Annotated in this window: 12 protein-coding genes; 10 read left to right on the forward strand and 2 right to left on the reverse strand. The window is 63.7% G+C overall.

Annotated elements, in window-relative coordinates:
* Positions 1-38 precede the first annotated feature (38 nt).
* Genes ACIPL0_RS23260 through ACIPL0_RS23280 form a run of 5 tightly spaced genes read left to right on the forward strand, consistent with a single transcriptional unit; the run spans position 39 to position 4,162 of the window.
* Positions 39-1,097, forward strand: coding sequence for a phosphotransferase family protein (locus ACIPL0_RS23260; RefSeq protein ID WP_400599646.1), 1,059 nt, complete (start codon positions 39-41; stop codon positions 1,095-1,097).
* Positions 1,094-1,477: a DUF6285 domain-containing protein gene (locus ACIPL0_RS23265; protein WP_400599645.1), complete on the forward strand. Its 384-nt coding sequence runs from the start codon at positions 1,094-1,096 to the stop codon at positions 1,475-1,477. Before ACIPL0_RS23260 ends, ACIPL0_RS23265 begins: the two co-directional genes overlap by 4 nt.
* The gene (locus tag ACIPL0_RS23270; protein WP_400599644.1) at positions 1,467-2,186 is read left to right on the forward strand and encodes a histidine phosphatase family protein; all 720 of its coding nucleotides are present in this window, start codon (positions 1,467-1,469) and stop codon (positions 2,184-2,186) included. Before ACIPL0_RS23265 ends, ACIPL0_RS23270 begins: the two co-directional genes overlap by 11 nt.
* 24 nt (positions 2,187-2,210) lie before the next feature.
* Positions 2,211-3,386, forward strand: a complete 1,176-nt coding sequence (locus ACIPL0_RS23275) for an acyl-CoA dehydrogenase family protein (protein WP_400599643.1) — start codon at positions 2,211-2,213, stop codon at positions 3,384-3,386.
* Positions 3,383-4,162, forward strand: coding sequence for an SDR family NAD(P)-dependent oxidoreductase (locus ACIPL0_RS23280; protein WP_400599642.1), 780 nt, complete (start codon positions 3,383-3,385; stop codon positions 4,160-4,162). Before ACIPL0_RS23275 ends, ACIPL0_RS23280 begins: the two co-directional genes overlap by 4 nt.
* A gap of 165 nt (positions 4,163-4,327) precedes the next feature.
* Here ACIPL0_RS23280 and ACIPL0_RS23285 read toward each other — a convergent pair whose 3' ends face one another.
* Complete coding sequence (locus ACIPL0_RS23285; RefSeq protein ID WP_400599764.1) at positions 4,328-5,314, reverse strand: NAD(P)H-quinone oxidoreductase; 987 nt, start codon at positions 5,312-5,314, stop codon at positions 4,328-4,330.
* Between the two features lie 165 nt (positions 5,315-5,479).
* Here ACIPL0_RS23285 and ACIPL0_RS23290 point away from each other — a divergent pair, with 165 nt between their 5' ends.
* Both ACIPL0_RS23290 and ACIPL0_RS23295 read left to right on the forward strand, forming a co-directional pair.
* Positions 5,480-6,358 (forward strand): LysR family transcriptional regulator, encoded by an 879-nt coding sequence (locus tag ACIPL0_RS23290; RefSeq protein WP_400599641.1) that lies wholly within the window; start codon positions 5,480-5,482, stop codon positions 6,356-6,358.
* Positions 6,359-6,372: 14 nt separating this feature from the next.
* Positions 6,373-7,296: a LysR family transcriptional regulator gene (locus tag ACIPL0_RS23295; protein WP_400599640.1), complete on the forward strand. Its 924-nt coding sequence runs from the start codon at positions 6,373-6,375 to the stop codon at positions 7,294-7,296.
* Between the two features lie 749 nt (positions 7,297-8,045).
* Here the strand turns inward: ACIPL0_RS23295 and ACIPL0_RS23300 are convergent.
* On the reverse strand, positions 8,046-8,675 hold the full coding sequence (locus ACIPL0_RS23300) for a TetR/AcrR family transcriptional regulator (protein WP_400599639.1): 630 nt from the start codon (positions 8,673-8,675) through the stop codon (positions 8,046-8,048).
* Positions 8,676-9,019: 344 nt separating this feature from the next.
* Between ACIPL0_RS23300 and ACIPL0_RS23305 the strand changes: the two genes are divergently transcribed.
* The 3 genes from ACIPL0_RS23305 (at position 9,020) to ACIPL0_RS23315 (ending at position 12,119) form a co-directional block, all read left to right on the forward strand.
* Positions 9,020-10,522 carry a CHASE2 domain-containing protein gene (locus tag ACIPL0_RS23305; protein WP_400599638.1) on the forward strand — a complete coding sequence of 501 codons (1,503 nt, stop codon included), beginning with the start codon at positions 9,020-9,022 and terminating at the stop codon, positions 10,520-10,522.
* A 91-nt stretch (positions 10,523-10,613) separates the two neighbouring features.
* Positions 10,614-11,000 carry a hypothetical protein gene (locus ACIPL0_RS23310; protein ID WP_400599637.1) on the forward strand — a complete coding sequence of 129 codons (387 nt, stop codon included), beginning with the start codon at positions 10,614-10,616 and terminating at the stop codon, positions 10,998-11,000.
* A 27-nt stretch (positions 11,001-11,027) separates the two neighbouring features.
* Entirely contained in the window at positions 11,028-12,119 is a 1,092-nt protein-coding gene (locus ACIPL0_RS23315) for a M48 family metalloprotease (protein ID WP_400599636.1), read from the forward strand.
* Positions 12,120-12,201: the final 82 nt, after the last annotated feature.

Here is a 12,201-nt window from a genome sequence, read left to right on the forward strand (position 1 = left end):
AAGGGGGTAGATCATTCCCCTTGTGAGTTTGAAACGCCATGCACAGTTTGACTTCTCCAGGCTCTGCCCATCCCCGGATCGCCATCCCGGACGCACACCCCGCGCTGGCGGCGTATCTGCGCCAGCAAATGGGTGCGGACGACGTGGCGATCGACCGCAGCGAGCGCCTGTCCGGCGGTGCCATCCAGGAAAACTGGCTGCTCACTGGCCGGGTCCGCCGGGGCGACCGGCAGACCGCAAAAAGCTGGGTGCTGCGCACCGATGCGGCGTCGTCAGTGGCGGTCAGCATGGGCCGCGCCGAAGAGTTCGCCGTGCTCGCGGCGGTACACGGCGCCGATGTGCGTGTGCCGGAGCCGCTGTGGCTGTGCCGCGACCGTTCGATCATTGGCCGCGACTTCTTTGTCATGGGCAAGCTGGACGGCACCGCCAGCGGTCATCGCCTGACCAGCGACCCCGAACTCGATCCGCACCGCGACGCCCTGTGCCGCAGCCTGGGCAGCAACCTGGCGCGGTTGCACCGGATCACCCCGGACCACCCCGACCTGACGTTTCTGCCGCCGCCGGCCAGCGATCCGGTACAGGCCAGCATCGACCAATACCGCGGCTACCTCGACGAATTGCCCGACAACCACCTGGTGATCGAGTGGGGCCTGCGCTGGTGTGAACTGCACAAGCCGGCCGCGCTGCCGCAGCGTTTGCTGCACCGCGACTACCGCACCGGTAATTACATGGTCGCCGAGGGCCGATTGAGTGGCGTGCTCGACTGGGAATTCACCGGCTGGGGTGACCCACGGGAAGACCTCGGCTGGTTCACCGCCCGTTGCTGGCGTTTCAGCCGCCCGGATCGCGAGGCGGGCGGGGTCGGCGAGTTGGCCGCGTTTCTTGACGGCTATCAGACCATTTCCGGCTTGCAGATCGACGCCGAAGACCTGCGTTTCTGGCAATTGATGGCGCACCTGCGCTGGGCCGTGGTGGCGCTCCAACAGGTGCAACGGCATGTGTCCGGCCAGCAACGTTCGCTGGAATTGGCGCTGACCGGCCATCTGCTGCCGGAACTGGAGCAGGAAATCCTTTTGTTGAGCGGAGAGCGGCCATGAGTAGCAGCAACGTGTGTGCAATCGACCTTCTGGACACCGCCAAAGGCGTGTTGATGACCGAGCTGTTCCAGGACCTCGGCGACAAGCGCCGTTACGAGGGGCGCATGGTCGCCCGGGCGATGTCCATCGCGGCGCGGGAAATCGACATCGGCGCGCAGGTGGCGACCATCGAAGCCCGCGCGCTGGCGGCGGTGCTGGCCCACCATGGCCTGCTGGAACTGACCCCGGTGCACGCGCGCAACCTGCTCGCCGGTTTTATCCGCAACGGTGTGTATGACGCCGACGACAGCGCTCGCGAACAGCTGTTTGCGGCCTTGCTGCAGATCACTCAGGCACGGCTGTCGATCAGCAACCCCAAGGTGATCCGCGATGAGCGTTGAACCTTATCCGCTGCCGCGTCGGCGGCGCTGTTATCTGGTCCGTCACGGCCATGTCGATTATTTCGACAGTCAGGGCCGCCCGTTGGACCCGCGCAGCGTCTGTCTGTCGCGCAGTGGTGCGCAACAGGCCTGGGCGTTGAGTCAGGCCTTGCTGGACACGCCCATCGACCGCGCGCTGTGCTCCGACTATCCACGGGCGTTGCAAACCCTCGACCTGCTGCTGGTGGGCCGCGGCATCAGCGCCGAGCCGAATGCTGCGCTGCGGGAAATTCGCGCCGGGCGCCTGCGCGAGATTCCCGCCGAGGCCATGCATGGACAGGTGGTCGACGCTTACCGCAACGCCGGGCGCGAGGGCGCGCAGTTTCTCGGCGGCGAACGCTGGGACGATTTTCGCCAGCGGGTGTTGGGCGCGTTCTTCGAACTGGTGGCCGATCCGTGCTGGGACAGCGCGCTGATCGTCAGCCACGACGCGGTCAATCGCATCCTGCTGAGCTGGGCAACCGGTGCGGGGCTGGCCGGTATCGCCGCGTTCGAGCAGGACACCGCGTGCCTGAACATCCTCGACATCGACACCTGCGGCCAGCAGGTGCAGGGCGCGATCCTGCGCACCGTCAATTTCACCCCGTACAACCCGCAGAAGACCGGTATCCACGACACCGTCATGGAAAACCTGTACCGCGACATCCAGCCGGCCGGGCCCCGCGCCTGACCGTTAACCAGAAGGCATCGACTTATGAACTTCGCACTCTCCGCCGATCTGACCGCGCTGCAGGCGCGTGTCCGCGACTTTATCGCCACCCAGATCATCCCCATGGAAAACGACCCCCGGCAGACCGCCCACGGGCCGTCCGCCGAACTGCGTCAGGCGCTGGTGGAAAAAGCCCGTGCCCACGGCCTGCTGACGCCCCATGCCTCGCGGGAAATGGGCGGCATGGGCCTGGACCACATCGCCAAGGCGATACTGTTCGAAGAGGCGGCGTATTCGCCGCTGGGCCCGACCGCGCTGAACATTCATGCGCCGGACGAAGGCAACATTCACCTGCTGGAAGTGGTCGCCACCGAAGCGCAGAAAGACCGCTGGCTGCGCCCGATGGTGCAGGGCCACATCCGCTCGTGCTTCGCCATGACCGAACCTTCGCCGGGCGCCGGCTCGGATCCGTCGATGCTGACCACCACGGCAGTGCGCGATGGCGACGATTACATCATCAATGGCCACAAATGGCTGATCACCGGCGCGGAAGGCGCCAGCGTGGCGATCATCATGGCGCGCACCGAAGACGGCAACGCCACCATGTTCCTCACCGATACCGACCAGCCGGGGTTCATCCTCGAACGCATGATGGACTCGCTGGACACCTGCTTCACCGGCGGCCATGGCGTGTTGCGCTTCGAAAACCTGCGGGTGCCGGCGGCCAACGTGCTCGGCGAAGTCGGCAAGGGCTTTCGCTACGCTCAGGTGCGTCTGGCGCCGGCTCGCTTGACTCACTGCATGCGCTGGCTCGGTCAGGCCCGTCGCGCGCATGACGTCGCCTGCGCGTACGCCGCGCGGCGCGAGTCGTTCGGTCAACGGTTGGGTGAGCATCAGGGCGTCGGTTTCATGCTGGCCGACAACGAAATGGACCTGCTGACCACGCGCCTGACCATCTGGCATTGCGCCTGGGTGCTGGATCAGGGCGGACGCGGCAACGTCGAGTCGAGCATGGCCAAGGTCATCAGCTCCGAAGGCATCTGGCGGGTGATCGATCGCAGCGTGCAGATTCTTGGCGGGCAGGGCGTCACCAGTGAAGCCATTGTCGATCGGATCTTCCGCGACGCCCGTGGCTTCCGCATTTACGACGGCCCCAACGAGGTGCATCGCATGAGCCTGGCGCGCAAGATCCTGTCCCGCGTCGATGGCGGTGCGCAATGAACGCCTTTGTCAGCCGGTTGTTCGATCTGAGCGGTCAGCGCGTGCTGGTCACTGGCGCTTCCAGCGGCCTTGGGCTGCACTTCGCCCGCACCCTGGCGGCGGCCGGTGCGCGGGTGGCGGTGGCGGCCCGGCGGGTCGAGCGCCTCGACGAGTTGGTCAGTGAATTGAGCGCGGCGGGGCATGAGGCTCGCGCCTACGCGCTGGACGTTACCTCGCGGCAATCAGTGGTCGCGTGTCTGGAAGCAATAGAGGCAGACTTCGGTGGGCTGGATATCGTGATCAACAACGCCGGGGTCAGCGATACGCGCCGGGTGTTGGATTACGACGATCAGGCCTGGGACAGCATCGTCGACACCAATCTCAAGGGCGCGTGGCGAGTGGCGCAGGAGAGCGCGCGGCGGATGATCGCGGCGGGCAGGACCGGCAGCATCATCAACGTCACCTCGATTCTGGCCAGCCGGGTCGGCGGTGGCGTGGGGCCTTACAGCGCAGCGAAAGCCGGGCTCAGTCACCTGACCCGTTCGATGGCGCTGGAACTGGCGCGTCACGGCATTCGGTTGAATTCGCTGGCGCCGGGCTACATCGCCACTGAAATCAACGACGGATTTCTCACCAGCGAAGCCGGCGAGCGCCTGCGCTCGCGGATTCCCACGCGACGCTTCTGTTCCAGCGAAGACCTGGACGGTGCCTTGCTGTTGCTGGCGTCCAGTGCCGGGCGCGGCATGACCGGCACGGAAGTGGTGGTCGACGGCGGGCATTCGTGGGTGGGGTTGTAGACGACGGAGCGATCCCCTGTAGGAGCGCGGCTTGTCCCGCGACCGGCGGGGAGCCCATCGTAAAACCTGAGAATGCGGTATGTCTGTCACACCGCATTCTCCGGATTTACGACTGCTGCGCAGCCGGTCGCGGGACAAGCCGCGCTCCTACAGGGTGTGTGTCGATCACACCGGGTTGGTCAACACCACCTTGCCGATGTGCTGGCCGGATTCCATCAACGCATGGGCCTGGGCGGCGTCGGACAGGGCGAAGGTCTTGAAGATCAACGGCCTTATCGCGCCACTTTGCACGTGCGGCCAGACCTGCGACTGCAACTCGGCCAGAATGCTCGCCTTGTCGTCGTGGCTGCGCGAGCGCAACGTGGAGCCGATGTGGGTCAGACGCTTGACCAGCATCGGGAACAGATCGACCTGGGTGGCAGGGCCCTTGACCACGCCAATCTGCACGATGCGGCCGTTCATGGCGGCGGCCTGGAAGTTACGCGACACGTAGTCCCCGGCAATGATGTCGACGATCACGTCCACCCCTTGCTGATCGGTGCCGTCGAGCACCGCTTTGACGAAGTCCTCTTCGTTGTAGTTGATCGCCGTGTCGGCACCGAGGGCCAGGCTGGCGGCCTGCTGCTCGGGGTTGGCAACGGTGGTGAAGATGTTTGCCGCGCCCAGCGCTTTTGCCAGCATGGTCGCGGTGGTGCCGATACCGGAAGCGCCACCGTGGATCAGCACCGATTCGCCGGCCTTGCACTGGCCGCGCTGGAACAGATTGACCCAGACAGTCATGAAGGTTTCCGGCAGGGCGGCGGCCTCGACCATCGACAGGCCGTGGGGCAGGTTCACCGTGGTGCGCTCGTCGACCACGGCGTATTCGGCATAACCGCCGCCGGGCACGAGGGCGATCACCTGGTCGCCGACGTTGAAGCGGGTGACGTCGCTGCCGGTCTGCACGATCTCGCCGGAGATTTCCAGGCCCGGAATGTCGGAAGCGCCGGGTGGCGGATCGTACAGGCCCTTGCGTTGCAGCAGGTCGGGGCCGTTGACGCCGGCAGCGTGTACGCGAACCAACACTTCGCGTGGGCCGGGCGTCGGCGTGGGGCGTTGCACCGGCTGCAGCACATCGGGTGTGCCGGGCCGGGAGATTTCAATGGCCGTCATGACGGCAGGAATACGATGAGTCATGGGATAGCCCTGATAAAGACCTGATAAAGAAAGGCAGCAGCCGTTCTGGCTGGTGCCGATCAATCTACGCAAGCGCCTTGCAGCGCACGTGCGGCGATTTTGCGAGGCTGCGTTGCAGTAATTCTTCGAGGAAAAGAGTGGATGAATTGGGATGATGCACGGGTGCTGCTGGCCCTCGGTCGCGAACAGAGCCTGCGCAAGGCCGGACGGGTGCTGCGGGTGGACCAGGCCACGGTCGGGCGGCGCATCGCCGCGATGGAAACCGACCTGGGCTCGACGCTGTTTCTGCGCACCTCGACCGGCTTTCAGTTGACGGCCATCGGCGAGGCGGCCTTCGAGGCTGCGGAAAAGATGGAGCAGGCGGCGCTGGAACTGACCCGGCGTGTCCGTGGCGCCGACGATGAATTGTCCGGCGAGGTGCGCATTTCGACCACCGATTCGCTGGCCTGCGATTACGTGATTCCGGCGCTCAAGGCGCTGCGTCTGAGCCATCCGGGCATCTGCGTGCTGCTCGACAGCCGTTCGGAGATCGTCAACCTGTCGCAGCGGGAAACCGATATCGCCATCCGCAACCAGCGCCCGGACAACCCGGACCTGATCCTGCGCAAGCTGGCGGCGTGGCCCATGGGGCTGTTTGCCGCTGAGGAGTACCTGCAACGCAAGGGCCTGCCGGTACCGGGCGACGGTTTCGCCGGGCATGACGTGGTCATGTACGAGCCGTACTGGCGTGACCGCGAAGTGCCGACTCTCATCGACGAGCCGATGGACAAGGCGACCGTGGTGGTGGCCGGCAACTCCAGCATGCTGGTCCGCCGTTCGATTGCCGAGGGCCTGGGGATCGGTGAGATTCCGCTGGATGTCGGCCTGCGCGACGGGCTGACCCGCATCTGGCCGAACCGCCAGCGCAGCCAGCCCTACGAGGTGTGGATGGTCACCCACCAGGACCTGCGCCATACCGCGCGCCTGCGGGTGGTGATCGATCATCTGGTCAGAGCGTTTCTGGCCGACAACCCAGCCTGAAGGCGGAGAACCGTGTGGATGTTTTGACCTCGATGCAGATTTTCGTGCGGGTTACGGAAGTGGGCAGTTTCACCGGCACCGCCGACGCGCTTGGCTGTTCGATCACCCACGTGTCGCGCAGCGTGTCCGAACTGGAAAGCCATCTGCGCGCCAAATTGCTTAACCGTACCACCCGCCGCCTGGCGCTGACTGAAGTGGGCACGCGCTATCTTCAGCACTGCAAGTCGATTCTGGCTGACCTGCACCTGGCCGAGCTTGAGGCGTCCGGCGCGCAGACCGAAGCGTTCGGCAAGCTGCGGGTGCATGCGCCCAACGGGATTGGTCAGTTCCATATCGTGGGGCTGATTGCCGAGTACTCAAAGCTGCACCCCAATGTCGATTTTGAACTGACCCTGTCCCACGTCGCGCCGGACCTGTTGGCGGGTGGTTATGACCTGATGATTTCTGCCGGCAGCAAGATGGAAAACTCGGGCTTTATCGCGCAGTCGCTGGGCAGCACCTACAGCGTGCTGTGTGCCGGTCCCGATTACCTGCGAAGCGCAGGCATGCCGACCTCGTTGGCCGATCTGGCAGCGCATGATTGCCTGGCGCTGCACGACCCTGCATTTGCACGGGGGTGGGAAATCGAAGGCTTCGACATGCAGGCGATCGTGCCGGCGCGGCAGCGGCTGACGGTCAACGTGGCGGACTCGATTGCCCGTGCAGCGAGGGAGAACATGGGCATCTGCCTGATTCCCGGCTACGTCGCCGCCGATTCGATCCGCAAAGGCGATCTGATCCGCGTGCTGCCCGAGATCAAGGCCAACCAGAGGGAAATTTCGGTGATCTACCCGTCGCGGCAGTTTCTCGATGCCAAGATCAGAACCTGGATCGATTTTCTCAAGCTCCATTTGCCCCAGCGCTTGAACGAAGACGACCTCATCCTCGCCAGCCCGTAGCCATCCGGCTTGCTGGCGGCGGCGATCTTGAGGGCGTCACCGCTGGCAAGCCATGCTGTTACGGGTGCGGAGGACACTGCCAAAACGATGGGCGATCACAGAACCTGTAGGAGCCGGCTTGCTGGCGAACACGACAGGTCAGCACCATCAGCATTGACTGACACAGCGCCTTCGCCAGCAAGCCGGCTCCCACGGCCTTCGGCCAGAATCAACAGCGCATGGCATGCAATGGGCTGTAGCCGTTCGGCTTGCCGGCGGAGGTGATCTTGAAGGTGTCACCGCTGGCAAGCCATGCGGCTACGGGTGTTGGGACACTGCCAAAACGATGGGCGATCACAGGACCTGTAGGAGCCGGCTTGCTGGCGAACGCGACAGGTCAGCACTATCAGCGTTGACTGACACAGCGCCTTCGCCAGCAAGCCGGCTCCCACTGCCTTCGGCCAGAATCAAAAGCCATCGCGGGCAAGCGCGCTCCTACAGATACGTGGGTGGATGGGCTGTAGCAGTCCGGCTTGCCGGCGGCGGCGATCTTGAGGGTGTCACCGCTGGCAAGCCATGCGGCTACGGGTGCGGGGGACACTGCCAAAACGATGGGCGATCACAGGACCTGTAGGAGCCGGCTTGCTGGCGAACGCGACAGGTCAGCACTATCAGCATTGACTGACACAGCGCCTTCGCCAGCAAGCCGGCTCCCACGGACTTCGGCCGGAATCAACAGCGCATGGCACGTAATCGGCTGGGGTCTCACTCTAAAATGTGACCGCTACGGCGCCATGGCTCAACAGGCGTTCGATGGCGCCGCGCAGCAGGTTTTCCAGCAACGCACGGCGTGCCGGGGCTTGCAGGGCCGATTCGTTGACCCAGGCCGGGGTGGCGTTGAGCAGGGCGGCGATGGCGCGGGTGACGGCCTGCACTTCATCGCAACAGTCGATCCGACGAAAATCCAGCAGCGCCGACAGCTTTTCGTGGTAGCGCGCCTTCAATGCCGCCACTTCCTGCTGCAATTCCGGCGTAAGACTGTCGCCGTCGCGCATGGCGATGCTGAAATGCCAATGCAGGCGGGCGTACAGATCCAGGTGCGCATCGATCACCGCACCGACCCGGTCACCCGATTGCACATCGGCGATCTGCATCGCCTCCAGCAGTTCCTCGTAAAACTCTTCGACGAAATCGAACAGCAGGTGCTGCTTGCTCGGGTAATGGTGATACAGCGCCCCCGGCGAGACGCCCATCTGCGTCGCCAGTTCGCGCATGCCGACCTGCGCGAACCCCTTGCTGGCAAACAGCGCCAGGGCCTTTTCCCGGTTCAGCGCGAAACGGCCCGCACGGTCGGCGACGGGGGCGGCGGTGTCTGGCCCTGCGATCAGGTCTGGATGCATCCGGGTCGGTACTCCGCAGTGGGGTTCGGCTGGCTTTTGGGTTCAGGTGGCGTCGCCGAACGAGTCTAGGGGCAGGGCGGGCGAGGGTCGATGCCGATACTGTTCAGGCTTTCTGGCGTTTTCTGCCATGGGCTTCAGACGGGCTTCACTTCGGCGGATCTTTCGCCGATCAACTGCGCTTGCAGGCCCATCGCCAGCTGCTAACGTGAAAATTGCAGAACGGATCGAACGCCGCGCCCAACAAGCGCTGGCGGGCATCCGAAGGGCACCACGACAGACTCCTGCGCAGTCAGTTTCCGGCAGATTCTTGGGTCAGCGATTCGTGAATGGCTGAAGGAAATGCGATGGCTGACGCGCTGACTGCCGGGCAATGTTTTGCCCATTACCTGTCCAAATGGACTCATCATCTGCCAGCGGCATTGATGGTGTCGGCACTGGTCACTATCTGCCATCACGACCTGCATCTGCTCGATGCCATTGATGGCTATGCGTTTTTTACCATCGGCAATCTCACCGCCAAGGACGCTTCGCTGGAACGCGGCAATACGCCCACCGTGGCGGTGGTGCAGATCGACCCGAGAAGCCATGAGGACGTGTACCGCGAGCGCAGCCCACTGAATCGCTGCGAGCTGAAGAAAGACCTGGAGTCGATCTACACGCTGCCCGAACCGCCGAAATTGCTGGTGGTCGATCTCGACCTGTCACCGGCGCTGCCCATGGACGGTGCGGCGGGTGAGGCGGACCGGGCCTGCGAAGAACAGCTCAGGCAGTTGCTGATGGTCCCGCGCAGCACCCGTACCGTGCTGATGGCGCCCTTCGAGGTACTGGACCGTGAAGGCCAGGCGCTGATCGATCAATGGCGCGAGTCGCTTGCCGGTGCAGTCACCTTTGCGGAGCCGACCCTGAAGATCAGCTACGGCCTGGTCAATTCCCAGGCCTGCGAAAGCGATTCGCTGGCGGCGGCCGCGTTCAGGGAGTACGCGGCGAATCCCGCCGAGGTGAACAACTGCCTGAGTGAAAAGTCGGAGCGGTTGCTGATCAGCCCGTCGCAATACTTGTCCGGTTTGCGTGCGGTTCCGCTCAGTCAGTTGCCTTCGCGCCAGCTCGACAGTCGCCGCAATGCACGAACCCATTTCGAGCCGCTGTACAAGCTGCCGGTGGTGTTTTTTGGCAGCGGCTTCGGCGACGACGATACCTACCTGACACCGGTCGGCACGATGTATGGCGTGGAGGTGCATGCGGCGGCCTTCATGTCGCTGCTGCAACCGACCAGCGATCTGAAATCGGTGCTGGGGTTCGTGTTGGACATTGCGCTGGGCCTGTTGCTGGGCAAGGTCATCGAGAAGTCCTGGCAGCGTTATTTCGCCCTGCGTTTCAGCAGCAAGGCACGGCGGCGGCAGGCTGCGCCCTGGCTGATTCTGTTGTTGGCAGTCGGGCTTTGCGTGCTGGTGTTTCTGCTGACGGTGCTGTCGTTCTGGTTTTTGCGCCACGTCAGCATCTGGCTGTCACCGATTCCGATCGCGCTGGGCATGCTCATCGAAAGCTTCTTCAACAGTGCCGTCGGTGCCGCGGTGGGCGAGGGTTACGAGCAGCGTCAGGCGCTGGTTCGCCGTCTGCATATGGCCCATGAGGGCGGCCCCCAGGCCTTCGCCGCTGAAGTCGCACGGGAAACCGAACAGCGCCCGCACCATGCCCACGATCTGCAGGAGCGTGCCGAGCGCTTCTTTTATCTGGATTTCCAGCGCTTGTGGCGCAGCCATCAATACGTGGCATTGGCGTTGTTATCGGTGCGCCGTGTGGTTTTTTTTCTTCTGCTGTTCCTGTTGTTCAAGATCCTGCTGCATTGACTGGCTGCGTTGCCAAGTGAGGAATGACATGAATCGATCAGCGCTCCCGCTCGCTCTTGCCACTGTTTTGTTGACGGCTGCGAGCGGTGTGATGGCTCAAGAGTGCAAGGGCCTGGGGGACTTGCAGCGACAAAGCAGTGGCAACGGCGTCATTGACAGCCTCATCCAGTTGGTCAGCCGTGACAAGGAGCAGGTCGAGTGCGGCGCACTGGTATCGGTGCTCGACAGTGCGGTCAACACGCACAAGGCGGGCGGTCGCAAGCTTGAAGAAGATCGTGGTTTCAACGCGCAGGCTGCCCAGGCCAACCTGACCAAGGCCCAGGCCGACCCGGAGGTGCGCAAGCGACTGGAAAAGATCCGCAAGGACATCAGTGATCCGACCCGGCGGCTGGTGTATGAAGCCGCCGTCTTCGACGAAGAGGGTTACTACGGCGCCCGGGATCTGCGTATCAACCAGCTCAAGCAACAGATCAAATGACAGGCAGGTTCCTGTCGGGGATGCCCCATGAACACCCGCGTGGCGTTTCACGCCGTGCTGACCATGACCTTGCTGACCAGCGCCTGCAGCAGCGGGCAGTTGTCCAACCCGTTCAGCGGCGATGGTTCGCAGCACCTGAAAGACATCGACAGCCTGCCGCCCCGAGCGCTGGTGGTGCTTGATCGCCACTGCGCCGAGCTGGTCCAGCCTTACCGGCTCAGCGACAATTTCGCCTCGCTGTCGGTGTTCGGCATCAAGGAAGGGATCAAGGCGGTGCCGGGGCAGATCAACAAGCTGCTCGGCACCGGCGGCGCGCAGGCGACTGGCAACAGTGACAAGCTCAGCGCCTCGGCCAAGCTGGCGGCCAAACAGTTCAACTGGCTACCGATGAGCGCCGAAGTGTTGTACGCCGAGCGTCAGCACCGCGCCCGCGAAGATCAGTTGCTGGACCGTGATAGCAAGCAGGGCCGCAAGTTTTACCCGGTCGCCGACAAGATGCTCAGCGACATCCTGGCCAGCATTCACGAGTCCTATGACTACCAGTTCAAGCTGTTTATCGTCAAAAGCGACAATCACAACGCGCTGGCGCTGCCCGGCGGCTATCTGTACCTCGACAAGGGCCTGCTGGATTCGCCGGAGATGCAGAAAAAGGCTTACTTCGCCCTGGCCCATGAAATCTCCCATGTGCTGCAACGCCACGAAACCAAGGAAATGCAGAGTGTGGTGGTCGACTCGTTCAGTGCCAAATCCGACCTGCTCAAACTGATGAAAAGCGCCGGCAGCAACCCCAAGGCGGTGGTTGACCGGATCAAGCTGGAGAAAGGCCAGTTCACCCGTCACCACGTCGATCAGGAGCTGCAGGCCGACTCCTGCGCGGTGAAAATGCTCAGCCGCGTCTACACCAGCCGCTCGCAACTGGCCGCGTCGATCAATGCCTTCATCAAGGACCTGCCCCCCGCGCAGAAAGACCCGACCGCCAAAACCTCCGGCAACCAGGCCGAAGCGCTTGCCAACGATGTGACCGACATCGTCAAGTCACCCGCGTTACGCCATCCCAACACCCAGGAGCGCAAGGCGAACTTGCAGGAGATTTACAAGGAAGTGACGGCGGGCGGGTGAGGTTGGACCGGCGTCGGTGTTCTCGATATCGCCGACGCCGGCAAGCCGGACTGCTACGAGACAGGTGTCGTGCGGAAAAGGC

It is taken from the genome of Pseudomonas sp. NPDC090208 (genome assembly GCF_044746785.1).
Lineage (GTDB): Bacteria > Pseudomonadota > Gammaproteobacteria > Pseudomonadales > Pseudomonadaceae > Aquipseudomonas.